Annotated in this window: 21 protein-coding genes; 12 read left to right on the top strand and 9 right to left on the bottom strand. The window is 32.7% G+C overall.

The features are described 5' to 3' along the window. Positions 1 to 20 precede the first annotated feature (20 nt). The 3 genes from KHA90_RS02510 to KHA90_RS02500 form a co-directional block, all read right to left on the bottom strand. Entirely contained in the window at positions 21 to 2,246 is a 2,226-nt protein-coding gene (locus KHA90_RS02510) for a hypothetical protein (RefSeq protein WP_213294836.1), read from the bottom strand. A gap of 194 nt (positions 2,247 to 2,440) precedes the next feature. After that, positions 2,441 to 5,128: a carboxypeptidase-like regulatory domain-containing protein gene (locus tag KHA90_RS02505; RefSeq protein WP_213294833.1), complete on the bottom strand. Its 2,688-nt coding sequence runs from the start codon at positions 5,126 to 5,128 to the stop codon at positions 2,441 to 2,443. Between the two features lie 102 nt (positions 5,129 to 5,230). Beyond that, a complete protein-coding gene (locus KHA90_RS02500; RefSeq protein WP_213294829.1) occupies positions 5,231 to 6,136 on the bottom strand; it encodes a GLPGLI family protein in 906 nt (301 codons plus the stop codon). 222 nt (positions 6,137 to 6,358) lie between these two features. Between KHA90_RS02500 and KHA90_RS02495 the strand changes: the two genes are divergently transcribed. From KHA90_RS02495 to KHA90_RS02480, 4 genes are all read left to right on the top strand, one after another. After that, the gene (locus tag KHA90_RS02495) at positions 6,359 to 7,171 is read left to right on the top strand and encodes a hypothetical protein (RefSeq protein ID WP_213294826.1); all 813 of its coding nucleotides are present in this window, start codon (positions 6,359 to 6,361) and stop codon (positions 7,169 to 7,171) included. Further along, a complete protein-coding gene (locus KHA90_RS02490) occupies positions 7,171 to 7,785 on the top strand; it encodes a deoxynucleoside kinase (RefSeq protein WP_213294823.1) in 615 nt (204 codons plus the stop codon). The genes KHA90_RS02495 and KHA90_RS02490 overlap by 1 nt, the downstream gene beginning before the upstream one ends. Positions 7,786 to 7,865: 80 nt before the next feature. Continuing rightward, positions 7,866 to 8,165, top strand: a complete 300-nt coding sequence (locus tag KHA90_RS02485; RefSeq protein WP_213294815.1) for a hypothetical protein — start codon at positions 7,866 to 7,868, stop codon at positions 8,163 to 8,165. Positions 8,166 to 8,191: 26 nt separating this feature from the next. Further along, complete coding sequence (locus tag KHA90_RS02480; RefSeq protein ID WP_213294806.1) at positions 8,192 to 8,362, top strand: hypothetical protein; 171 nt, start codon at positions 8,192 to 8,194, stop codon at positions 8,360 to 8,362. Between the two features lie 97 nt (positions 8,363 to 8,459). Here the strand turns inward: KHA90_RS02480 and KHA90_RS02475 are convergent, their stop codons facing one another. The 5 genes from KHA90_RS02475 to KHA90_RS02455 all read right to left on the bottom strand — a co-directional run bounded on the left by KHA90_RS02475 (position 8,460) and on the right by KHA90_RS02455 (position 16,175). After that, entirely contained in the window at positions 8,460 to 11,030 is a 2,571-nt protein-coding gene (locus KHA90_RS02475) for a sodium-translocating pyrophosphatase (RefSeq protein ID WP_213294805.1), read from the bottom strand. 113 nt (positions 11,031 to 11,143) lie between these two features. Then, positions 11,144 to 11,674 carry an inorganic diphosphatase gene (locus KHA90_RS02470; protein ID WP_042566140.1) on the bottom strand — a complete coding sequence of 177 codons (531 nt, stop codon included), beginning with the start codon at positions 11,672 to 11,674 and terminating at the stop codon, positions 11,144 to 11,146. A 110-nt stretch (positions 11,675 to 11,784) separates the two neighbouring features. Next, positions 11,785 to 12,384, bottom strand: a complete 600-nt coding sequence (locus KHA90_RS02465) for a DNA-3-methyladenine glycosylase family protein (RefSeq protein WP_213294802.1) — start codon at positions 12,382 to 12,384, stop codon at positions 11,785 to 11,787. A gap of 240 nt (positions 12,385 to 12,624) precedes the next feature. Then, the gene (locus KHA90_RS02460) at positions 12,625 to 15,126 is read right to left on the bottom strand and encodes a DUF5686 and carboxypeptidase-like regulatory domain-containing protein (protein WP_213294799.1); all 2,502 of its coding nucleotides are present in this window, start codon (positions 15,124 to 15,126) and stop codon (positions 12,625 to 12,627) included. 71 nt (positions 15,127 to 15,197) lie between these two features. Then, a complete protein-coding gene (locus KHA90_RS02455; RefSeq protein ID WP_213294796.1) occupies positions 15,198 to 16,175 on the bottom strand; it encodes a pyruvate dehydrogenase complex E1 component subunit beta in 978 nt (325 codons plus the stop codon). 491 nt (positions 16,176 to 16,666) lie between these two features. Here KHA90_RS02455 and KHA90_RS02450 point away from each other — a divergent pair, with 491 nt between their 5' ends. From KHA90_RS02450 to KHA90_RS02435, 4 genes are all read left to right on the top strand, one after another. After that, positions 16,667 to 17,413 carry an electron transfer flavoprotein subunit beta/FixA family protein gene (locus tag KHA90_RS02450; RefSeq protein WP_213294792.1) on the top strand — a complete coding sequence of 249 codons (747 nt, stop codon included), beginning with the start codon at positions 16,667 to 16,669 and terminating at the stop codon, positions 17,411 to 17,413. Positions 17,414 to 17,487: 74 nt separating this feature from the next. Continuing rightward, positions 17,488 to 18,456 (top strand): electron transfer flavoprotein subunit alpha/FixB family protein, encoded by a 969-nt coding sequence (locus KHA90_RS02445; RefSeq protein WP_213294785.1) that lies wholly within the window; start codon positions 17,488 to 17,490, stop codon positions 18,454 to 18,456. Positions 18,457 to 18,620: 164 nt separating this feature from the next. Beyond that, positions 18,621 to 19,244, top strand: coding sequence for a bifunctional nuclease family protein (locus KHA90_RS02440; protein ID WP_213294782.1), 624 nt, complete (start codon positions 18,621 to 18,623; stop codon positions 19,242 to 19,244). An 84-nt stretch (positions 19,245 to 19,328) separates the two neighbouring features. After that, positions 19,329 to 20,180 (top strand): thymidylate synthase, encoded by an 852-nt coding sequence (locus KHA90_RS02435; protein ID WP_213294751.1) that lies wholly within the window; start codon positions 19,329 to 19,331, stop codon positions 20,178 to 20,180. A 108-nt stretch (positions 20,181 to 20,288) separates the two neighbouring features. On the opposite strand, the gene KHA90_RS02430 is transcribed toward KHA90_RS02435, so the two are convergent. Beyond that, the gene (locus KHA90_RS02430) at positions 20,289 to 20,585 is read right to left on the bottom strand and encodes an isoamylase early set domain-containing protein (RefSeq protein ID WP_213294748.1); all 297 of its coding nucleotides are present in this window, start codon (positions 20,583 to 20,585) and stop codon (positions 20,289 to 20,291) included. Positions 20,586 to 20,823: 238 nt separating this feature from the next. Between KHA90_RS02430 and KHA90_RS02425 the strand changes: the two genes are divergently transcribed. The 4 genes from KHA90_RS02425 to porT all read left to right on the top strand — a co-directional run bounded on the left by KHA90_RS02425 (position 20,824) and on the right by porT (position 23,683). Further along, positions 20,824 to 21,168, top strand: coding sequence for a 2TM domain-containing protein (locus tag KHA90_RS02425; RefSeq protein WP_213294737.1), 345 nt, complete (start codon positions 20,824 to 20,826; stop codon positions 21,166 to 21,168). Positions 21,169 to 21,180: 12 nt separating this feature from the next. Then, complete coding sequence (locus KHA90_RS02420) at positions 21,181 to 21,663, top strand: dihydrofolate reductase (RefSeq protein ID WP_213294735.1); 483 nt, start codon at positions 21,181 to 21,183, stop codon at positions 21,661 to 21,663. A 576-nt stretch (positions 21,664 to 22,239) separates the two neighbouring features. After that, complete coding sequence (gene ubiE / locus KHA90_RS02415) at positions 22,240 to 22,971, top strand: bifunctional demethylmenaquinone methyltransferase/2-methoxy-6-polyprenyl-1,4-benzoquinol methylase UbiE (protein WP_213294733.1); 732 nt, start codon at positions 22,240 to 22,242, stop codon at positions 22,969 to 22,971. A gap of 1 nt (position 22,972) precedes the next feature. Further along, positions 22,973 to 23,683 carry a type IX secretion/gliding motility protein PorT/SprT gene (porT, locus tag KHA90_RS02410; protein ID WP_213294730.1) on the top strand — a complete coding sequence of 237 codons (711 nt, stop codon included), beginning with the start codon at positions 22,973 to 22,975 and terminating at the stop codon, positions 23,681 to 23,683. Positions 23,684 to 23,691: the final 8 nt, after the last annotated feature.

Raw genomic sequence — 23,691 nt, 5'->3', positions numbered from 1 at the left:
TTTTCAAAGGCTTTCTCATTTTAATATGTTCCATTTTGCATTTTGCTTAACGTTTCTTTTATTTCAATTGCTGTTTCCTCTTCTACATCAGCGGTTAAATATTTAACGGCGAGAGTTTGTGTTTCAATTGCTTTTTGCTTTTGCCCGTCTTTATAATATAATTGCGCCAGCGTATCTAAATAGTATGGATTGTTTTTTGCTACCAGTAAACTATATTCTGACCATGTAATTGCAGATTTTATAAAACTGGTATTTCCGGGTTTTGAAACGACTGTCCACGCTGCCGAATTAGCCAAATTAGAATGGTATTCCTTAAAGGAGTTCCATCCGTTATACGAATAATCAGAACTTGGATCTAATGACGTAAACATATCGTCTAATTTTTCGATCACGCTTCCTTTATCTGTTGCCAGATTAGCATTAAAATAAGTGCTGAATTCTTTTAAATAATTAGTATTAGAACCGTCTTTATCTTGTGCTTCTTCCAGAAATGTGAAGTAATTTTGATAAGCCTCAAAGTTTCCTTTTCCACCAGCAATTAACTTTTTATAAACCGAAATTGTTTTGGCTTCATTTTTATCTGCTGCAATATCATTTTCAGATACATATTTATTTTGCTGTAAAGCTCCCGCAATTTCAGTATTCAAACTTCCTATTAAATGCGTTTCGCCTTCTTTTGCATTAAATGCTGCGCGTTCTGCATCTATAGCGTCATAATGTTTAATCAAATAATCTATCGAAAGAAAATCAGTATCGTTTAAAACTTTATCATCTTTAAAAAACTGTTTAGAAAATCCCTGATTTTTAATTTCTTTCAAAATAGTTTCAACCAGATACATATTGGGTTTTGTATCTTTTTGATGTGCTGTAATTAGATTTTTCCAGATTTGATTCACTTCTTTTTTATCCAGAGTAGTATTTACAAACTTAAATTCAGTTGGATTTTCATCATTTGATTCTGTTTCATATTCGTAAGTTGTTTCAAGAACCGCAACTTTATTAAAAGCCTGAATTAAATCAGCATCTGTAGATTTTTTGTTTTTTACCGTTTTATTAAAAGCAGAGAATCCTTCTGTTCTTTGTAATTTTTTATAAAGTCCGTCATAATAATTAAACTGATATTGTTTCTCTGTCAAATTAGATTTTGCAACCGCTAAAACATCTCCATTATTATTTAAAATAACCACACTTGGATCTGGAATTTTATTTGTTTTCAACCATTTTTTATCATCGGCTGTAGCCAAATAAAAATTGTACATGTCATATTCCGGATGATACGAATCGTACATTGTATATCCTATTTGCGTTTCCTGATCTTTAATAAAAGTATTAAAATCAGCTTTCGCCGAAGTATTTTTGCTATCAACTGCAACTACTAAAAATTTATTTTTAGCTGATTTGTTTGATGAAAGAGCACTTTTTAAATTGTTCTCGATTTTTAATTTAAAATCATATGTTGCAGGAAGAGGATCAGTTTCAACAACGGTAGAATCAACGGCAGTACCAAAATCATCATTTACCAAAGGTTCTTTGCCCGGATAAGTCCAGTTAGGAATTGTTTTATTTTCTAAAGGAGTTATTTGGGATGTTTTTTCGGGCTGAACATCTTTTGCATTACGAAAAACCAACGGACTTTTTCCTGATTGCTCAGAAATCATCAGCTCATTTGTTTTTGGGTTATAAAAACCTGAAATATTCAAATCACCTATAGCGTCTAAATTATATTTGATTGTAACTTCTGAAACATCTTTTGGTAAAGCAAATTTTGAAACTTTACTATCATCTCCTCCATATTGCTCATAAACCAGATACAAAAAATCTGCTTTTTCAATTTCAAAATCCACATCGGTTTTATCACCCTGAGGGTTTACTTTATCCTTAATATCAGACAATCGTTGATATTGAACATTGCCTGAACCCTTTTGCGTACCTACATAAAAAGAATAGTAGTAAACAGCATCTGAGAATTTTATTTTTATTTTTTTGGCTTTTTTATCATTTTTAAAGGCAAGTTCAAAACCATTTTCTGATTTTGCACTTGGAGTAAATAATAATGAATCACCTTTTACTTCATAATTACCTGAATAAAAAACCAGCTCGTATTTATTATCCTCCAATAAATTCAATTTAATTTTTTGACCTTTGTTTGTAGACAAATAAGATCCTTTTTCAATAGTTTTTGTTTGAGAAAAAGAAACGGATATTAAACAAAAGAATGCTAAGAAACTCCCTATATAATTGCGCATAATATAAATTTTGGCTTGTTAATATTAAACGTAAAGATATTCGATTATTATCAAAACCAAGTCTCTTAAAATTCGAAATAGATACTTAATATATACTATAACCGTTGGATGTAACTAATAAAAGTTCAATTAAACAGATAGTCCCGATAGCTATCGGGACTATCTGTTTAAAATAATTACACCAAAACGGGTCACTATAAATTATATTTCATCGAAAACATGATGTAACGTGGCTGCACGGTATACTGAGAAACTCTTGTAGAAAACTGCGAGAAACTGTCATCATTAAGATATTTGGTATTTAGTAAGTTGGTAGCCGCTATTTTGTATTCCCATTTGCTGTCTTTTTTTTGATAAATTAAACTGGCGCTTAAAAAATCATATTCGTTATTGACCGTTTTGTTGCCATTGTAATAATGGTAAAACTCATATTCTAAAACAAACGCAAAGCTGTCCAGAAAATAGTAATCTAATCTTGCAAAAGGTTTATCTGTATAATACGTTGAACCGCTATATTTGTTAATCAAAGCATTATAACCAAACTCAATATTAGGCAATCCTTTATAATTTGTTGAAGCTTTTACCGTATAACTTTGACTAAAACTTTCTGTGGTTGCCAATACTTCATTTTGGATATTGTTGAATTTTGACCAATTGAAAGTGGCATTAACCGAAGCTTTATAATTTTTTAAAAAAGAACGTCCGTAATTGCCCATTCCGGTAAAAGTTTCATCTGCCAGATTTGAATTATAAGGCGTCGAAGATTGGTTAATTCCTTCAAAATCGGCTTTGGTTTTAATTGCGTCAACTTTTTTAGTATACGTTGCATTGGCAAAAATGTTCTCAAAATTGAACATATTATATTTAAAATAACTGAGCGAATGTACTTGCGATGTTGCATTTTCAAGCAAACGATTTCCGCGAAACAAACTACTGTAATCTGATAAAACATAACCTGAAGCCAATTGATTAATATCTGTAAAATCATTTGACAATGAAAAATTATAAGTCAGCGTTTCAGCTTTTTTGATTTGATATAAAGCAAAAAAATCAGGTAATACTTTCGCGAAATTCTGCGAATAATCTGTTGCTAATTGTGTGTTTTTCATTGTGTACGAATGCACGCTGACACCCGGAGTTAAGGTAAATTTACCCGATAAGATTTTGTAATGAAACCCTAAAAACACATCATTAAAATTATAATTGACGTTGTTATTATTTTCGGCACTATTCAGGTCATTTTTATCTCCGTTATCTAACATTTGAAAAATATGAGAATTAAAATCCTGATATGAATATGTATTTCCTAACGTAATATTGATATTGCTTTTTGGCGTTACCATATAATAGTAATCCAGTTTTGCATCTAACTTATTCGTTTTCACAAATCGATCCTGATTCAGGTCATTTCTTTCTTGTCCTGAAGTATAACCCGCCAAACTAAAAGGCTGAGTACGTAAATTTGCGTTATAAAATGGGTTTTCATCCTGATACAAATGCTGCATTTCAAAAGCAAAAATATTCTTGTCGCTTTGTGTATAATACAAACTCAGGTTTTGATTTATGGATGTTGGATCTTGTTTTTTATTGGTCAAAATTGTTTCTAAATTCGAAACATTACTCACAACCGATTCACGCAGCAATTCTGTATCTTCATTTTGTTTGGACAGTTTTGTTAAGATGTCGTAATCAAATTGAAATTTGTCATTTGGTTTATAAGTCGAACTCAATTTAAAAAGTCCCAGGTTATTTTTTTGATGCGTTTCTTCATCACGTTTTTGTTGATCTCCGGAATCTAAAATCGTAGTTTGAGATTTTGTTTCCAAATCTGTTTTTGAAGTCGATAATATCCCGAAGCCACTAATATTCCATTTTTTGGTAACCGAATAAGCAAAATTTGTCGCTCCAAATTTCGTTTCAATTTCCTTGGCGCGATTGTTTCTTAAAATCGAAATCCCTAAATCATTTGATGAAACATTAAAATTACTTCCGCCTTTTTTCATCATATTTTTAAATCCTCCCGTGAACTTAAAATAATCCTGAGCCGTTAAGGGTAATTCGCCAATATTATTAAAATTGGTAATTAAATTAATACTGTATCTTGGACTGTAATAAAACAATTTCGGATTAATAATATAACGGCTGTCAAGTTCTCCAACTCCGGTGCCGGCGGTTACATCTCCAAACCAAAAGTTCTTTTTACCATCTTTCAGCTTAATATTCATCGCCACATTATCCTGATCGTTTTCTAAACCTTTTAATGCGCCAACTTCATTGTAATTTCTTAAAACCTGAATTTTATCAATTGCATCAGCTGGAATATTTTTAACGCCGAGTTTCGTATCTCCGTCAAAAAAATCTTTGCCTTCGACCATTAATTTACTCACTTTTTTTCCTTCAACTTCAATTTCTCCATCGGCATTCACCTCAACGCCTGGTAATTTTTTCAGGATATCTTCCAGTTTTTTTTCTGTTCCGGATTTAAACGAATCGGCATTATATACAATAGTATCACCTTTTATAGAAACAGGCATTTCACGAACAATCTCAACGCCTTCAAGTTCAATTCCGGTATCATCCATAACAATGTTCTGAACGATATTTGAAGTTTGTGTAGCAACCAAAATTTCTTTCGATTTCATGCCCAGATAACTTACTTTGATAGAGTAAGAAGTATTAGGTTTTAAAGTTAACTGAAATTTCCCTTTATCATTCGTGATTCCGTATGAATCCATTGCTTTTGTGGAATTGTTAACCGCCATAATATTGGCCATTTCCAACGGATTTTTTTGTTCGTCCTGAATAAAACCATCAAAACGAACACTTTGAGAAAAGGAAACAGAAGTCAATAAAAAGGCTACGAAACAAAGTATTTTGTTCATTTTAAAAAGATTGGAATTTAAACCCGAGCAATAACAACAGGCGAAGCAATTGGAATTTGGAATTTGAAAATTGAAAATTGAAAATTGGAATTTTATGAATTCTTATCTTCCCATCATTGGTGGCGGTCCACCTGCACGACCACGATTCATTTCTCTAAATTCTTCCATTTTTTTAATTACAGTGTCATCATAATCTTTTTGAGAAATTACTTTTCCTTTTTTAGATGGTTTTATCTCAACTTTTTCTTTTGCATTCAAAACAATTTTTGAACATAAAATGGTTGTTCTTCCGTCATTTACTTCTAAAATTAAACCCGGTAATCCCCAATAATTTTCAGGCCCCTGATTTACTGGAATCTCCGGCGAATACCAAGCTGTAATTGTTACTTCTTTTGGCATTTCAAAATTATCCTCGAAGTTGGTTTTCGTTTCTCCCGAAGTTTTCTTTACATCTTCTTTTTTCTCTTCAGGTTTTTTATTGTCATTATTTTTAGGTCTGAAGTTTCTGAAATCAGTTTTACTGGCTTCTTTTACCGCCGTTGCTTTATAACATGTATAACCGCCAATTTGTTTGGTTTCAGATTCCATTTTCCAGTTTAACTTCGGCAAAGAATCTATCACAAGAAATTCTTTTCCCATAAATTCCTTGTCAACTGTATAGGATTTGGTTTTTACATCCTTATAAAAAGTTCCGCCACCGCCCATAAAGGAGTTCATCATAACACGCATTCCCCCGCCTTGTTGTCCGGGAGTTTCCAGTTTTTCTTCTTCTTTATATATTGAAGCCGATTTATCAAAATTCAGGATAAACGTTTTTTCGAGCATTTTTTTCATTCGCTCTTCGATATTTTTCTGCATTTCCGGCGTAATATCCCGATTTCCTTTCATGCCTTCAAATTTTGGTGCTTGGGTTTTTGTTTCGTAAACAGCCATTCCCTGAAAGTCCTTTTGTGCCTGCATTTGAGTAAATACAAGCATTAAGGATATATAATAGATTATTTTTTTCATCGCGTTTTCTTTAAAATTGAGTTAATTCAATAAAACTTATACTCAAATGTATTGTTTATTTTAAAATCCCGAAAGTTAAATATATCAATACCTATAAGATATAGACAAAATCGACTATTACTTAGACTATTAGGATATAAATAGATTAACGACTAATTCTCCGGCATTTCGCGATTACTACTTTAGTTTTTTGTAATTTGGCTCTTCAGAAACACAATTCTAATGAGTAAAACGGCATCTTTTTTTTTATATCTTTTATTTATTTGCTGTTCTTTTTCGGCTGTATTTTCACAAAGTCAAAGAACAGTGCCTTCAGTTTCTCATTTTACAATTGATGCTGATGAATTTTTAGGTTATGATTCTTTTGGATTTTGTTATCAGATAAAAAACAATGTCTTTAGTAAAATTAAAGGAAAAGAGATTTTTGAATATAAAAATGTCTCATTAGGAAACATTACTAAAGTCGATTTGCAAAATCCGCTTAAAATAGTTTTGTTTTACGAAGATTTTAATACCGTAGTTTTATTAGACAATCAACTGAATAAAATCACTGAAATTAATTTTTCCTTAAATAATACGCCAATTGTAGTTTCAGCAATCGGAATGTCAACACAAAACCAACTTTGGATTTACAATGCATTAAACCAGCAAATTAGCCTTTTTGATTATCTCAAAAACGAGTACAAAACGGTTTCAACTCCATTAATAGAAACCATAAAATATTACCAGACTGATTTTAATACTTTTTATTGGATTGATAAAAAAAACAACTGGTTTTCCTGTGATATTTTCGGAAAAACAACTTCTTTAGGAAAGGTTTCTGATTTTGATTCCATCGAGATAATTAACAACCATCAATATCTTTTCAGCAAAGCTAATTTGTTGTATTTTAAAGACATTACAAGTACAAATTCAAATGCATTTTCTCAAATTGAAATTTTAGAAAAATCGTTTGATAAATTCTGCTACAAAGACCAAATTTTATCTATTTTTACAGCTAAAGAAATAACAAATTATAAAATCGTAACACCGTAATGCACATAGCAATAGCAGGAAATATAGGAGCTGGAAAAACAACTCTGACTAAATTATTAGCCAAACATTTTAAATGGGAACCTCATTATGAAGATGTCGTTGACAATCCGTATTTAGATGATTTTTACCATCAAATGGAACGTTGGTCGTTTAATTTGCAGATTTATTTCCTGAACAGCCGTTTCCGTCAGGTATTGCAGATTCGTGAAAGCGGTAAGAAAATTATTCAGGATCGAACGATTTATGAAGATGCTTATATTTTTGCTCCCAACTTATATTCAATGGGATTAATGACGAGCCGTGATTTCGAAAATTATACTTCTCTTTTTGAATTAATGGAATCATTGGTTAAAGCTCCTGATTTATTGATTTATTTAAGAAGTTCTATTCCTAATCTTGTCGGGCAAATTCACAAACGCGGACGAGAATATGAAAACTCTATTTCTATCGATTATTTAAGCCGTTTGAACGAAAGATACGAAGCCTGGGTTCAGACTTACAGTAAAGGAAAATTATTAATTATTGATGTTGATAACATTAATTTTGTAGATAATCCGGAAGATTTAGGAAATATAATTAATAGAATTGATGCGGAATTAAATGGATTGTTTTAGAAACAAATTCTTAATTCATAAAAACCATATAACTCAAAATCCTGATTCTGTCGGGATTTTTTATTTTAAACTCTATTATTATGTCTATAACTAAAACCAGAATATTTGTAATCAGCCTTGTATCTTGTATTATTGCTGTATCTCTAGCCATTTTTATAACTGACAATCGGGCATTTGAAATGTGTTTTTGGATACCATTGTTTGTTTATTTTCTCATTCAATGTTATGTTTTTTATTTAAGCAGAAAAACAAAAATAAAAAAAACATGGATTATAGGATTGATTAATTTAATTATTGCACTTTTACTTGCTCTTTTCTTTGCAGGTATTTTATTATACGGTATGGGAATGCGCAGCGCAATGGGAGCAATGAAGGGATAGAGATATTACAATTTAAAATTATAGAAATGGAAATTATATCAATTAAAACAGAGCAGGATTACGATTTAGCTTTATCAAGAGTAAATATTCTTTTTGAGGCTAAACCAAATACAAACGAGGCTAAAGAATTAGATGCTTTAGTGACACTCATAGAGAAATATGAAGAAATACATTATCCAATGCCCGAATTAAAGTAATAAAAAAATGCCTCTAAAATTTTAGAGGCATTTTTTATTACTGTTTGACTTTTCCTAACAGATTTTGAAAACCTGTTAGGATAAATGGATCGTTAAATCACTTCGCTGCTTCGATTTTTGCTTTTACTTCAGCTTCTGTTCCTTCATAAACTTCTGTAGTTGTTTTTCCGTTTTCGGTTTTAGTTACGGTTCCTACTGTTACGCCGTTTGTAGTAGATAAATTTACCTCAACACGGTTTTTATCGTATTTACTTGTATCAAAACAATCTGTTCTTTGGTTTGTATATTTTCCTTTTGTATCATAATGTGCTAAACATTTTGCAGTTTCTTCGGCAGTACAACCTTTTTCTTTGCACATCGTGATGCATTCATCTTTTGTCATTCCGGATAAATCTCCACATTTAGAAACACCTCCGGCATGCATTTCATTCTTCATGCAACACTTCATCTCTTTAGGAGGCAATCCACAATGCGGAATATTTGCTTGAGAAGAATGACCTTCGCCTAAAATAGGCGCAATTACTAAACCAATCAAACAAGTTAATTTAATTAAAATGTTCATCGATGGTCCGGAAGTATCTTTAAACGGATCTCCAACTGTATCTCCGGTTACCGCTGCTTTATGTGCATCAGAGCCTTTATATGTCATTTCTCCGTTGATTAGAACTCCGGCTTCAAAAGATTTTTTTGCATTGTCCCAAGCACCTCCGGCGTTGTTTTGGAAAACTGCCCAAAGTACTCCTGAAACGGTAACTCCTGCCATATATCCGCCTAACATTTCGGCAATTAATTGATTGTTGCTTCCATAAACTAATTTACCTAAAAGTACAATCGCAATTGGAAAGCCTATTGTTAGAATTCCAGGCAACATCATTTCGCGTAAAGCGGCTTTTGTGGAGATTTCAACACATTTTCCGTATTCAGGTTTTCCGGTTCCTTCCATAATTCCGGGAATTTCCTTAAACTGACGACGCACTTCGTAAACCATATCCATCGCCGCTTTTCCAACAGAATTCATGGCTAAAGCCGAGAATACTACCGGAATCATTCCACCCACAAATAACATCGCTAAAACCGGTGCTTTGAAAATATTAATCCCGTCGATTCCTGTAAAAGTTACATAAGCTGCAAATAATGCTAATGAAGTTAATGCTGCAGATGCAATTGCAAAACCTTTTCCGGTAGCAGCTGTTGTATTTCCAACTGAATCTAAAATATCTGTTCTGGTACGCACTTCTTTTGGTAATTCGCTCATTTCGGCAATTCCTCCGGCGTTGTCAGAGATTGGTCCAAAAGCATCAATTGCTAATTGCATTGCCGTTGTTGCCATCATTGCAGAAGCTGCCAGCGCCACTCCGTAAAACCCTGCTAATGCGTATGAAATCCAGATTGCAGCTGCAAACAAAATTACGGTTGGAAAAGTAGAAATCATTCCTGTTGCCAAACCTGCAATAACATTTGTACCTGCTCCTGTAGATGATTTTTGTACAATTGCCATAACTGGTTTTGTACCTAATCCTGTATAATATTCTGTGACTGATGAAATAGCTCCACCAACTACTAAACCAACTATAGTGGCATAGAAAACACGCATTGAGGAAATATCTTTAGAACCTTCTCCAAAAAAGCTCATTTGCATCGTTTCCGGCAACATATATCGTACTAAAAAGAAACAGGCAATTGCAGTTAACACAATCGAAACCCAGTTTCCTATATTTAATGCTTTTTGTACTTGTGCTTCTTTGGCATTATCATCGGATATTTTCACCAATGTCGTTCCAATAATCGAAAATAAGATTCCGAAACCGGCAATTGCCATTGGTAATAAAATTGGACCAATTCCGCCAAAAACATCCTGAATGTTTCCGCCCATATCTTTGATTACGTAATTTCCTAAGACCATTGCTGCCAAAACTGTTGCAACATATGAGCCAAATAAATCGGCTCCCATTCCTGCAACATCTCCAACATTATCTCCTACGTTATCTGCAATTGTTGCGGGATTACGCGGATCATCTTCTGGAATTCCTGCTTCAATTTTACCTACTAAATCAGCACCAACATCGGCTGCTTTTGTGTAGATTCCGCCACCAACTCTGGCAAATAAAGCAATTGATTCTGCTCCAAGAGAAAACCCTGCCAAAGTTTCTAAAACTTTGGTCATGTCTTCAGATGAAGTCCAAACGCCATGCATGAATATCTGGAAAAAAATAATAAAAAATCCTGTTAGTCCTAAAACCGCCAAACCTGCAACACCTAAACCCATTACGGTTCCGCCGCCAAAAGAAACTTTTAAGGCTTGCGGCAAACTTGTACGTGCTGCCTGCGTAGTTCTAACGTTTGTTTTAGTGGCTATTTTCATTCCCATATTTCCAGCTAAAGCCGAGAAAAATGCTCCGAAAATAAAAGCCACCACTATTAATATATGTGTAGTAGGAACAATAAAAGAAATTCCGGCTAAAACTAAACTTGCACCAATTACAAAAAAGGTAAGTAATCGATATTCGGCTTTTAAAAAGGCTAAAGCACCTTCATAAATGTAATCTGAAATCTCTTTCATTTTGCCATCGCCAGCATCTTGTTTTAAAACCCAAGTCCTTTTTATTCCCATGAAAAGCAATCCTATAATTGCCATGACAATTGGCAAGTAAATCATAAATTCGTTCATAATATTTTAATGGTTATTGGTTAATATTCAATAAACTAACTAAAACGAATTTAAACAAAAAAGCAATACTCCTGACGGAATATTGCTTTTTTTATAATAGAACAGGGTTAAAATTATTTAATACTAAATAATCCCTCTGGTTTGTTTTCAATATCGTTAAAACGTTTTGTACACTCAGCAATAATTGCAAAAGCTTCGTTTACGTCTCCCCAACCTTCAACATCTACTTTTTTGTTTTCAAGATCTTTGTAAACCTGAAAGAAATGCTCGATTTCTTTTACTAAGTGAGGATTCATATCTGAAAGATCATTTAATGAATTCCAGATTGGATCTGAAACTGGTACACAGATAATTTTCTCATCTGGTCCTTTATCATCTGCCATGTGAAAAACACCAATTGGTTTTACTTCCATAACACATCCTGGAAAAGTTGGTTCGTTTACTAAAACCAATACATCAAGAGGATCTCCGTCAAGTGCTAAAGTTTCCGGAATAAATCCGTAATCTGCAGGGTACATCATTGAAGAGAATAACATTCTGTCAAAACGCATTCTTTTAATTTCAAAATCGTACTCGTATTTATTTCTGCTTCCTCTTGGTATTTCGATTAATACATCGAAAGTTGTTAGTTTGTCTGCGGTCATTTTCGTTTTTTATTATTTCTATAATTTCGATTGCAAAAGTAACTAAAGAATCCTTTTTTACAATAAAAAACTACATTAATCTATCTACTTTTCTTTTAAATAACAGACAGTTAATAGGTAATTTTCCTGTTTCTCTTGTTTAAGTAATAATGCCACAGCAAATATGTTGCATAAGATCGGTACGGACTCCATTGTACTGCATGGATTTCCATTTCTTGTTTGTCGTGAATATTGAGCAATTCTTTGATGGTATTTATTACTGCAATATCACCTAACGGAATCAAATCCGGTTCCTGAAGACAAAACATTAAGTAAATATCGATCGTCCAATTTCCTATTCCTTTTAATTTGATGAGTTCTTCCCTGACTTGTTTTGCTGATTTTGTGGCAAAACTTTCAATATCTAACTCTTTGTTTAAAACGGCTTCTGCCAAAATCTTAATATATTTTGTTTTTTGCCGGCTCACTCCCAAAGCACGAAACTCTTCATCTGATAAAACTGACATTGTTTCAGGATTACAGTTTGTATATGATTTTATTTTTAAAAATGTGGCTTTCGCCGAATCTATAGAAACTTGTTGTTCGAGTATCAGCAATACTAAAGTTTCAAAACCCTGTGGACGTTTTGGAATTTGCGGTAATCCATATTTCTCGATGATTTCCTGAAATATGGAATTTTTAGTGGATAGAAAATCGATTGCTTCTTGCATGACGTGATTTTAGGTCTATTTCAAAATTAAATAAAAAAGAATCTCGCAAAGACGCAGAGACGCAAAGTTTTTTACGCAGTCTTTACGCTTAGTAAACCCGACAGGTTTTAAAAAACCTGTCGGGTTTCGTGAACGACCGATATACAAGATTAGGGTCTTATGTCAAGCAAAAACGCCAAGCAGCAAGAAATTAAACTTTGCGACTTGGCGTCTTTGCGAGATTATTTTTAGTCTTGTATTTTAAAAATAAAATCCAAAAGATCCTTTTACTGCAAATTTATTAGCGTCTGGTGTATCTAAATAGCTTCCTCTCCAGGAGAAATCAATACGAAATACCTTAAAGATATTCCCGATTCCGGCGTTGTATTCCCAGTACACATTTTCTGGCGCATTATACGGTTGATCTGATGCGTTTATGGCTCTATTTGCGTTTGAGATAGTTCCATAAACTCCTTTTACTCCTACAAATTCTCTCCAGTTTAATTTTCTCATAAATGGAATTCTGGAGAATAATCGTCCGCCAAAATCATGATTCCATTGCAAAGTGGTGTACTGATCTGTAATAAATTCGTAGAAATTCAAGTTACTAAACGTATTTTCAATGGTGAAATAAGTTTGGTTTCCCGGAATTACGCTCATTAATCCTAACGGAATTGTACCAAAGGTTTTTCCGGTTTCAAGAATTATATTTGATCTTCCTAATGGTCCAATTATAATAGGTTGTTTATAGAATAGCTGTATTTTTTCGTAGGCAAAATCGCTATCTAAAACTCCTTTAAGTCCATAACTAAAATTGACAAAAAAGTGACTAAACGGACTGTCTACTAAATCTCTTTCTACTCCAAAACCAATTGTTTTACGGTTTGGCATATATTCAAACTGAATATTCGCTTCTGATTGTTTTACTGCACTTGCAATAACTCCCGCAGGATTTGCTGCAGTTGGCAAAGTGGTATAATAATCTAAACTAAAAGTTGGCGAAGCCGATTCTAGCGTTCGGTACGAAACACCAGCCTGAACAACAAAGTTCTTTATAGGTTCCATTTCAACCGAAACGTTAGTTAAATTAATGTTGGTTAATTTTCCGTTACTTCCTGTTGTAAATAATGCCGAAGAAGCAAAACTTCGTCCTAAAATATCGTTTGTCGTGGTTAAACTGGCTCCAATTTGTTCAATATCGCGCCTGTTTCCTCCTGAAATAATAACCCGATTTTTTTTATCGACCATCCATTTTCCGGAAACTCCATATTTAAATTTATTATCGTCAAAACCATACGCGGTATATGCCTGAATACGCCATGGGTCATTTGGTCCAAAATAGGTTCTTCCTCCTGCACGGATTCGTAAACCTTCGACTTCATTGTAACCAAATGTGGAGAATATTGGTCCGAAATCAAAGTTTTTAAATTCGACGTAACCACTTCCTAAAATAGAAACTAAGCTATAAAGCTGCTTAAATCGCTTGACAGTTTGCAAAGTGTCAAGCATTTTATAAATACCTTGTTCATCTTTATTCAGTTTTTCAAAACGGTTTTCTTCCCAGAATTCATCTGGTCGGTCATAAACGGCGTTGTCTATGTAATTGACTTCCTGTTTATAAAAACTTTCGGGTTTTTGAATATTGAATTTATGTCCTTTATATAAGGTGGTTCTTTTACCGTAAACTCCTTTTGATTTTTCTTTTTTATTCAAAGCAAAATCAGACATCATATAATCGCGGGTCAATAGAAAAACGGAGTCGTTTTCTACTTCAAATTCTTGTTCGATGTAAATATCTTTTACCCAGTTAATATTAGCACTTTTAGTAACTGCCATATTAATTTTCTTGATCGCAAAAGTGGTATCATTTACCCAAAAATCTCCTTTAAAAGTCAATTCGTTTTTACGTCTTGGATAAAAAACAATATTATAACACCATTTTTTATCAATGTAAGCACTATCTTTCAGGACATAGTTATAAACGTCAATTCCGGTTCTTGAAAGCGGGCTTGTAAAACTCTTGTCAAAAAATTTAAGGTGATTGTCGTAAATATTATAATCTGAATAAAGATCTTTTACAAAAGATAAAATCTGTTGATTTCCATTAAATCCAGAAGTTTTGCTTCCGGTAATATTTTCTTTTGTTTTCTTTAATTTATTATCTCCGTAAACATCATATAATGATTCGTTGATAAAAATTGGCAAATAAGTTTTACCTGTAATATCAGATGTATCAACGTGTTGAAACACAAACTCCATTCCTTTGAAGAGTTTATTTTTCATAAAAGCACTGTCAATCGTGTTCATATCGAACTCTACTTTCTCGTACTTCTGCATTTGATATTGATTGAATTGGTACAACCCGTTTTTACGTTTTCGTTCCCAAATTTTTCTCAATATATCTAATGCCGGATTATTCTTTTTTGAAGTTTTTCCGGTAAAAATTACAACTTCATTAAGTGCTTCAGCTTCGCTTAAAACTATTTTGAAATCATAATTCACCGCTTTTTCTAACGGAACTTCCTTGTCTGAAAATCCTGCTGATGTAATTAGTAAAGCAGTATACGTAGTTGGGGATTCTAAGTAAAAACGTCCGTCTTCATTAGAAACTATTCCTGTGTTTGATCCTTTAAAAACAACATTGGCAAACGGAACAGGCTGATTCGATTTGTCCAAAACAATTCCACTCACTTTCGTTTGTGCAGTAGCAATATTTGCAAGCGCAAATACAAAAAATAGGCTGAGTAAAATTATTCTTTTCATTGTCTGGGCAAAAAAAAAACTTCATCAATTAACTATGAATGATGAAGTTTTGTGAGTATTTTAAATGTGTATTATTTGTATAACACTTTTTTAACTGCTTTTACTACATCACCTGCATTTGGCAACCAGTCTTTTAACAATACTGGAGAATAAGGTGCAGGAGTATCTGCAGTTGTAATACGTTGAATAGGCGCATCAAGAAAATCGAATGCTTGTTCCTGAACGATATATGTGATTTCAGATGAAATACTTGCAAATGGCCAGGCTTCTTCTAAAATTACTAAACGGTTTGTTTTTTTAACAGATTTTAAGATCGCGTCTTTATCCATAGGACGAACTGTTCTTAAGTCGATAATCTCACATGAAATTCCTTCTTTAGCTAATTCATCAGCAGCGATAAAAGCTTCTTTTATAATTTTTCCGAAAGAAACAATTGTTACATCTGTTCCTTCACGTTTAATATCAGCAACTCCAAGTGGAATTGTATATTCTCCGTCTGGCACTTCACCTTTATCACCATACATTTGCTCAGATTCCATAAAAATTACAGGATCATTATCGCGAATTGCAGATTTTAAAAGTCCTTTTGCATCATAAGGAGTTGAAGGCACAATAACTTTAAGACCCGGAGTATTAGCAAACCAGTTTTCTAAAGCTTGTGAGTGAGTAGCTCCTAATTGACCTGCAGAAGCAGTTGGTCCACGAAAAACGATAGGCACATTAAATTGTCCTCCTGTCATTTGACGCATTTTAGCAGCATTATTTATAATTTGATCAATACCTACTAAACAGAAGTTGAAAGTCATATACTCCACAATAGGACGACAACCGTTCATAGCTGATCCTACTGCAATTCCTGTAAAACCAAGCTCAGCAATTGGAGTATCGATTACTCTTTTTTCGCCAAACTCAGCAAGCATTCCTTTTGAAGCTTTGTATGCTCCGTTGTATTCTGCAACTTCTTCGCCCATTAAATATATGGATTCATCGTGACGCATTTCTTCGCTCATCGCTTCGCAAATGGCCTCTCTAAATTGTATTGTTCTCATATTTATATTGTATGTTGAATTTTCTGAAGAGCAAAAATAATTATTTTAAATAACTTAAAAGCATAAATTGAATTTAAAATCACACGATCTTCTTCTGCTCTTGCGCTTTTAACTTTTTAAAAATTATTATGATATTTACGAAATCGATATAATTACAGTTATTTCGCTCATAAAGCACTTTTAAACAATATCTGTCCTTTTTGTTTAATATCGTTCTTATAGAATTGTTCTCTAAAAACGCAGCAATTCAAAAAGCAGTATAAAATAAGCTAAGTTTAACAGTTGTTTGAACTTGGGACTTTGCGAAATTGCTAATAATCAATAGAAATGCATAATTTATCTCTTCCTGATTACGGTAATAGCGGCTCCAAATTTCACAATCTTCGAAATCGTAATAGTTTTTAAAAATATTATGCGTGCATAGTATAATTATTCCAAATAATATTCTAAATTTGTGACAATGAATTTTTAGAACTATAAAATATATACTTATGAAAATATTAGTTTGCATCAGCCACGTGCCTGATACTACTTCAAAAATCAACTTCTCCAATGGTGACTCAGAATTCGATACCAACGGTGTTCAATATGTAATTAATCCTAATGACGAGTTTGGTTTAACACGTGCTATCTGGTTTCAGGAGCAACAAGGCGCTACTGTAACTGTAGTAAATGTTGGAGGCCCGGATACTGAACCTACTTTGCGTAAAGCATTGGCAATTGGCGCAAACGAAGCAATTCGTGTGAACGCTACTCCAACTGATGGTTTTTTTGTTGCAAAACAATTGGCTGAAGTAATTAAAAATGGTGGTTACGATTTAGTAATTGCAGGAAAAGAATCTTTAGATTATAACGGTGGAATGGTTCCTGGAATGATTGCAGGAATTTTAGGTTCTAACTTCTTAAACTCTTGTACAAGTGTTACAGTTGACGGAAACAACGTAAAAGCGGTTCGTGAAATTGATGGTGGAAAAGAAACTGTAAGCACTACTTTACCTTTAATTATTGGTGGACAAAAAGGTCTTGTTGAAGAAAAAGATCTTCGTATCCCTAATATGAGAGGAATTATGACTGCAAGAACAAAAGCACTTACTATTCTTGAACCAGTTGACGCTCCTGTAAATACAAAAGCAGTGAAATTTGAAAAACCAGCTCCTAAATCAGCAGTTAAATTAATTTCTCCTGATAATTTAGATGAGTTAATCAATTTATTACACAACGAAGCGAAAGTAATCTAGTAATCAGTTTTCAGTCGCAGATTTCAGTTTACAAACCTGAAACCTGAAACTTTAAACTTTTAAACAAAAAAATTATGTCAATATTAATATATGCAGAATCTGCAGAAGGAAAATTTAAAAAAGTTGCTTTTGAATTAGCTTCTTACGCTAAAAAAGTAGCAGAATCTTTAGGAACAACCGTAACCGCTTTAACTATAAACACAAGTGATGTAAGCGAATTATCTAAATACGGAGTTGATAAAGTATTAAAAGTAACAAATGATAAATTAGCAGGTTTTACAGCTAAGGCTTACGCCGATGTTATCAAACAGGCTGCTGAAAAAGAAGGGACAAAAGTTGTTTTACTTTCTTCAACTACAGACAGTATTTATCTTTCATCATTAGTTGCGGTATCTTTGAATGCTGGTTTCGCTTCAAATGTTGTTGGATTACCGGTTAGCACTTCACCTTTTCAGGTAAAAAGAAATGCTTTTTCAAACAAAGCTTTCAATATCACAGAAATCAGTACAGATGTAAAAGTTCTTGGTTTAGCTAAAAACTCTTACGGAATTTTTGAAAGTGCAGGATCTGCAACTGAAGAAGATTTTAATCCATCAATTGGTGATAATGACTTTGGAGTAAAAGTAGAATCTGTAGAAAAAGTAAGCGGAAAAGTATCCATTGCTGATGCTGATATCGTAGTTTCTGGCGGACGCGGATTAAAAGGTCCTGAAAACTGGGGATTAGTTGAAGATTTAGCTACTGTCTTAGGCGCTGCAACTGCATGCTCTAAACCAGTATCAGATTTAGGATGGAGACCTCACAGCGAACACGTTGGACAAACAGGAAAACCTGTTGCGACTAACTTATATATTGCTATCGGGATTTCAGGTGCGATTCAACATATTGCGGGTATCAACTCATCAAAAGTAAAAGTGGTAATCAATAGCGATCCTGAAGCACCTTTCTTTAAAGTTGCAGATTATGGTATTGTTGGAGATGCTTTTACAATTATTCCAGAATTAACAGAGAAATTAAAAGCTTTTAAAGCCCAACATTCTTAATTTAAAAATTCTCTATAAAAATATAGCTGCCTAAAAACAAGATAATCGTATCTTTGTTTTAGGTGGCTTTTTTGTTCCATATTTTTTGATTAAAATTGCACCTTTATTTTTCAATCAAAAAAAGTATTAAAATGAGGCAATAATTGCCCTTTTTACCCACATATATGAGTCTAGTAAAATTATCCATAAAAGGAATTTCATACAGTCAAACTCAAAATGGCGCTTATGCCTTAATTTTGAACGAAGTTGATGGCGAAAGAAAATTACCAATAGTAATTGGCGCTTTTGAGGCCCAATCAATCGCTATTGCATTAGAAAAAGAAATTAAACCTCCTCGCCCATTAACGCACGATTTATTTAAAAACTTCGCTGAAAGATTTGATATTGTCGTTAAACAAGTGATTATCCACAAATTGGTTGATGGTGTTTTTTATTCCAGTTTAATCTGTGAAAGAGATAAAATCGAAGAAATTATTGATGCGCGAACTTCTGATGCGATCGCATTGGCATTACGTTTCAACGCTCCGATTTTTACTTATAAAAATATTTTAGACAAAGCTGGTATTTATCTAAAATCAAATACTGTAGAAACTGATCAGGGGTCTCAGGAAATTGATGATGTACTTTCTAACCCGGAAACTTTTGGTCACGAAGAAGAAAGTAATCAATCCGGAGATGTTTATGCCAAACATAGTTTGCAGGAACTAAATGAGCTTTTAGATCAGGCAGTTTCTCAGGAAGATTATGAAAAAGCAGCAAAAATCAGAGACGAAATCTCTAAAAGATAAATTTAATGGTTAATCGTTAAACCTTTTATTCGTTAAATCGATTAAACAAATTCACGATTAAACAATTAAACGAATAAACTAACAATGAAACAATACTTAGATTTAGTACAACACGTTTTAGAAAACGGTTGTCAAAAAGGAGACAGAACAGGAATAGGAACTAAAAGTGTTTTTGGTTACCAAATGCGTTTTGATTTAAGTGAAGGTTTCCCAATGGTGACAACCAAAAAGTTACACCTAAAATCTATTATTTACGAATTGCTTTGGTTTTTAAAAGGCGATACTAATATAAAATATCTTCAGGAAAACGGAGTGAAAATCTGGGATGCATGGGCAGATTCTAATGGCGATTTAGGACCAGTTTACGGACATCAATGGCGCAATTGGAATAGTGAAGAAATTGATCAGATTTCTGAATTGATTACTGAACTTAAAACGAACCCAAACAGCCGCAGAATGTTGGTTTCAGCATGGAATCCTTCGGTTTTACCGGATACTAAAAAATCATTTGAAGAAAACGTAGCCAATAATAAAGCTGCTTTACCTCCTTGCCACGCATTTTTTCAGTTTTATGTATCAAGTCCTGATCTTGAAAAAGGCGAAACTAAAGGAAAACTTTCTTGTCAATTGTATCAACGAAGTGCTGATATATTTTTGGGAGTTCCTTTTAATATTGCTTCTTACGCATTGTTAACAATGATGATTGCTCAGGTATGCGATTTAGAATATGGTGAATTTATTCACACTTTTGGAGATGCGCATATCTACAATAATCATTTTGAACAATTAGAATTACAGTTAACCCGCGATCCTAAGCCATTGCCAAAAATGATTTTAAATCCTGAGATTAAAAACATTTTTGATTTTGATTATAATGATTTTACACTTTTAGATTACGAGCCGCACGCTGGTATAAAAGGAAGTGTTGCTGTATAAAAAAATAAACACGAATTTCACAAATTGCCACTAATTCTTTCGTGAATTAATTACGCAAACTAAGCTATCCGTTTAGATTTGTGAAAATTTGTGAAATTCGTGTCTAAATTATACTACTAAAACGCTGTTTTCACTTCCTGCATAATCATTCCATTTATATGAATCTGCTTCAGGATCGTTAACATAACTACCGTCAATTACGTATTTAAACTCGTAAATTGCATCTTTAACTAAATCATAAGTTGCTTTAAAAGTTCCGTTTTTTAACTTACTCAAAGTTCCTTCTTCAACATTCCAGTTATTAAAATCACCTACAACTGCTGCAGAACTTGCATCTTTAGCATTTATTGAAAATGTAACTTTACAAACTGGCTTCGTTTTAACAAATTGCTTCTTTAAAGACATAACTATTTAGTTTTTAGATTTATACAATAAAATTAAACAAATTCACATGAACTTCCGATATCTCCTGAATCGATTTGTGATAATATCAAAAACTGAATATTTTTTTCGCTTTATTAATAATTAATTCCTTATAAAATTTTGAATTTCAAACTAACAGCTCATTTTAGCAGAAATATTCTACAATCTAAATAGGGTAGTTACAAAATAAATTTTAACTTTATGACCTCATTAATATCTTATGGAAAAAGAAGTGCACGAACAATACGAATACGCCAGAAGAAGACTTAGACAAAAAAAAATTCTATATTTTCATTTTGTACTTTTCCTGCTAGGAAGTTTGTTTTTATTCATTGCTAACAGATTTTTTGGCTTTGGTGACACTACAGATCAAAACTGGTGTATTTGGGGCATTACAATATGGTTTTTTATTTTTATTCTGCACTTTATAAAGGTTTACATCACAGATCGATTCATGAATAAAAAATGGGAAAGAGAACAAATTGACCGTCTTGTGGGTTTGCAGCAAAAAAGAATTACTCAGTTAGAATCCCGAATAAATGAGGATACTGAAAATAAAATTTAGTTTTATAATACCATGATTATAATGATAGCGGCTGTTGCCGAAAATAACGCACTTGGAAAAGACAATGAATTAGTATGGCATTTGCCTAATGATTTTAAACGATTCAAATCGCTTACTACGAATCATCATATTATTATGGGAAGAAAAACTTTTGAAAGCTTCCCAAAACCACTACCCAATAGAGTTCACGTTGTTATAACACGTCAAAAAGACTATAATCATGAAGGTTGCATTGTTGTAGACAGCATTGAAAAAGCAATTGCCGCATGTCCGGAAAATGAGGACTCCTATATTATAGGTGGAGGTGAAATTTATAATCTGGCTTTACCTTATACTGATATTATAGAAATTACGAAAGTTCATCATACTTTTGAAGCTGACGCTTTTTTTCCTGAAATCAATAATGACGAATGGCAACTGGTAGAAAGTGAAGAGAATTATAAAGATGAGAAGCATCTTTATGATTATACTTACGAAACATACATTAAAAAATAAAAAAACATCCTCTTGTGAAGGATGTTTTTTAAAAACGATTGATTTAGATCTGACTCATTCGAGTAATAGTTTTGGTAAAAAAATTACAAATGCTAAAAACATCTGCAATAATAAATAACATTTAATAGTATTGAGAACAAGTCTCAAAAGCGCCTTTAATAACAAATACCACTAAGATATTAAAGGCAAGAAAATTAAAATTTCCAAAAACAAATTTAATCCTAAGAACGTACTTCGCACTTTAAAAGAGTATTGACCCCAAGAACAATACTTTCAAAACTACTTACAAGAACAAATGAATTACCAGTGCAAAAAAAGCATTCATCTGATTCGAGTCATTTATTAGCCATCAATCATTAAAATTTTATCTTTTAACTGAAGCAAAGTTGGTTATAAAATCGGCGGTGCACAATACCGTGTTTTAGGGATTTTTTAAAAATACCCTGTTTTAGTGATAGCCAAAAATCAAATATTAAAAGCCTATTACAAACTTTGATCTCAAATATTTGATTTTACAAATGAAAAAACTCAATTACAGTTAAGTCAGATTGTATTATATTTGCGTAAATAAAAAAAATGTCTGAAAAAATAACCCCATATAAAGACTCTTCTTTAGGTAAAAAAGAGCAAGTTGCCCAAATGTTTGATAACATCTCTGGGAACTACGACAATTTAAACCGTGTAATTTCATTTGGAATTGATATTAAATGGCGAAAAAAAGTATTAAAAATAGTTTCTGATAAAAAACCAAAAATCATTCTTGACATTGCAACAGGAACCGGCGATTTAGCCATCTTGATGACACAAACGAATGCTGAAAAAATAATTGGTCTGGATATTTCTGCCGGAATGCTGGAAGTTGGAAAAAAGAAAATTGAAGACAAAAAACTATCCAATGTAATTGATATGGTTTTAGGTGATTCTGAAAAAATACCTTTTGAGGACAATTATTTTGATGCTATTACAGTTGGTTTTGGCGTTAGAAATTTCGAAAATCTGGAGAAAGGCTTTGCTGAAATTTTGAGAGTTTTAAAACCAAATGGTGTTTTTGTTATCTTAGAAACTTCTGTTCCTGAAAAAACACCTTATAAACAAGGATATAAATTTTACAGCAAAAACATACTCCCAATCATTGGCAAATTGTTTTCTAAAGACAATTCTGCTTACGGTTATTTGTCTGAATCTGCTGCTGTTTTTCCATATGGAGAAGCTCTGAACAATATTTTGAGAAAAATTGGGTTTATAGATGTTGTAGCTATGCCTCAAACTTTTGGGGTTGCAACCATTTATTCTGCATCTAAAAAATAGTATGAAAAAAACTGTAGTCTTACTTTTATTAGTCTTAACGACACAAGGATATTCTCAATTTGCTAAAAGCATGTTTAGTAAAGATCCCATTATAAATCTTGAAAACTGGCAAAAACAACGCCTGTATTTTGGGTATTACTTAGGATTTAATAGTTTCGATTTTAAATTTGACTATAAAAATCCTGGTCCGGATATTCAAGTAAAAAAAACTACGGGTTTTAACGTTGGTGTTGTAGCCGATTTAAGATTGCAGGAATATATTAATTTACGTTTTGAGCCAGGTTTATACTATACAAAACGTGATTTATATTATCCGAATTTACCTTTAGAAAAAGATTATTTCAGAGAAGTAAACAGTACCTATATCCATTTCCCTCTTTTATTAAAATTCTCAGCTTTACGTACCGGAAACATTCGTCCGTATTTAGTTGGCGGAATGTCTACTACATTAAATTTATCCAGTAATGCGAAATCAAAAGACGATAATTTTGAAGGCAAATTCAGGGTAAAACAATGGACTGCGGCTTATGAACTTGGTTTTGGAATTGATATTTTTTCTGAATACTTTATTTTCTCTCCTTCTATTAGAGGTATGTTTGGTATAACTGATGAATTAATTCGTGATAATCCTGCAAATGGACCCAGCCCATGGACAGACAATATCGACTCTATGAAATCAAGAGCGATTTTAATTAATTTCACTTTTCATTAAAACAAATT

The organism is Flavobacterium psychroterrae, from assembly GCF_018380615.1.
In the GTDB taxonomy this organism is placed as follows: Bacteria; Bacteroidota; Bacteroidia; order Flavobacteriales; family Flavobacteriaceae; genus Flavobacterium; species Flavobacterium psychroterrae.
This window is presented reverse-complemented; position numbering and strand designations above follow the sequence as displayed.

Excerpts from the sequence above, each read along its gene's own strand:
- KHA90_RS02510 (WP_213294836.1), bottom strand. The coding sequence starts at position 2,246 with ATGCGCAATTATATAGGGAGTTTCTTAGCATTCTTTTGTTTAATATCC.
- KHA90_RS02490 (WP_213294823.1), top strand. The coding sequence starts at position 7,171 with ATGCACATAGCAATAGCAGGAAATATAGGAGCTGGAAAAACAACTCTG.
- KHA90_RS02420 (WP_213294735.1), top strand. The coding sequence starts at position 21,181 with ATGATTATAATGATAGCGGCTGTTGCCGAAAATAACGCACTTGGAAAA.
- KHA90_RS02480 (WP_213294806.1), top strand. The coding sequence starts at position 8,192 with ATGGAAATTATATCAATTAAAACAGAGCAGGATTACGATTTAGCTTTA.
- KHA90_RS02495 (WP_213294826.1), top strand. The coding sequence starts at position 6,359 with ATGAGTAAAACGGCATCTTTTTTTTTATATCTTTTATTTATTTGCTGT.
- KHA90_RS02450 (WP_213294792.1), top strand. The coding sequence starts at position 16,667 with ATGAAAATATTAGTTTGCATCAGCCACGTGCCTGATACTACTTCAAAA.
- KHA90_RS02440 (WP_213294782.1), top strand. The coding sequence starts at position 18,621 with ATGAGTCTAGTAAAATTATCCATAAAAGGAATTTCATACAGTCAAACT.
- KHA90_RS02425 (WP_213294737.1), top strand. The coding sequence starts at position 20,824 with ATGGAAAAAGAAGTGCACGAACAATACGAATACGCCAGAAGAAGACTT.
- KHA90_RS02460 (WP_213294799.1), bottom strand. The coding sequence starts at position 15,126 with ATGAAAAGAATAATTTTACTCAGCCTATTTTTTGTATTTGCGCTTGCA.
- KHA90_RS02475 (WP_213294805.1), bottom strand. The coding sequence starts at position 11,030 with ATGAACGAATTTATGATTTACTTGCCAATTGTCATGGCAATTATAGGA.
- porT (WP_213294730.1), top strand. The coding sequence starts at position 22,973 with ATGAAAAAAACTGTAGTCTTACTTTTATTAGTCTTAACGACACAAGGA.
- KHA90_RS02455 (WP_213294796.1), bottom strand. The coding sequence starts at position 16,175 with ATGAGAACAATACAATTTAGAGAGGCCATTTGCGAAGCGATGAGCGAA.
- KHA90_RS02435 (WP_213294751.1), top strand. The coding sequence starts at position 19,329 with ATGAAACAATACTTAGATTTAGTACAACACGTTTTAGAAAACGGTTGT.
- KHA90_RS02445 (WP_213294785.1), top strand. The coding sequence starts at position 17,488 with ATGTCAATATTAATATATGCAGAATCTGCAGAAGGAAAATTTAAAAAA.
- KHA90_RS02470 (WP_042566140.1), bottom strand. The coding sequence starts at position 11,674 with ATGACCGCAGACAAACTAACAACTTTCGATGTATTAATCGAAATACCA.
- KHA90_RS02500 (WP_213294829.1), bottom strand. The coding sequence starts at position 6,136 with ATGAAAAAAATAATCTATTATATATCCTTAATGCTTGTATTTACTCAA.
- KHA90_RS02465 (WP_213294802.1), bottom strand. The coding sequence starts at position 12,384 with ATGCAAGAAGCAATCGATTTTCTATCCACTAAAAATTCCATATTTCAG.
- KHA90_RS02430 (WP_213294748.1), bottom strand. The coding sequence starts at position 20,585 with ATGTCTTTAAAGAAGCAATTTGTTAAAACGAAGCCAGTTTGTAAAGTT.
- ubiE (WP_213294733.1), top strand. The coding sequence starts at position 22,240 with ATGTCTGAAAAAATAACCCCATATAAAGACTCTTCTTTAGGTAAAAAA.
- KHA90_RS02505 (WP_213294833.1), bottom strand. The coding sequence starts at position 5,128 with ATGAACAAAATACTTTGTTTCGTAGCCTTTTTATTGACTTCTGTTTCC.
- KHA90_RS02485 (WP_213294815.1), top strand. The coding sequence starts at position 7,866 with ATGTCTATAACTAAAACCAGAATATTTGTAATCAGCCTTGTATCTTGT.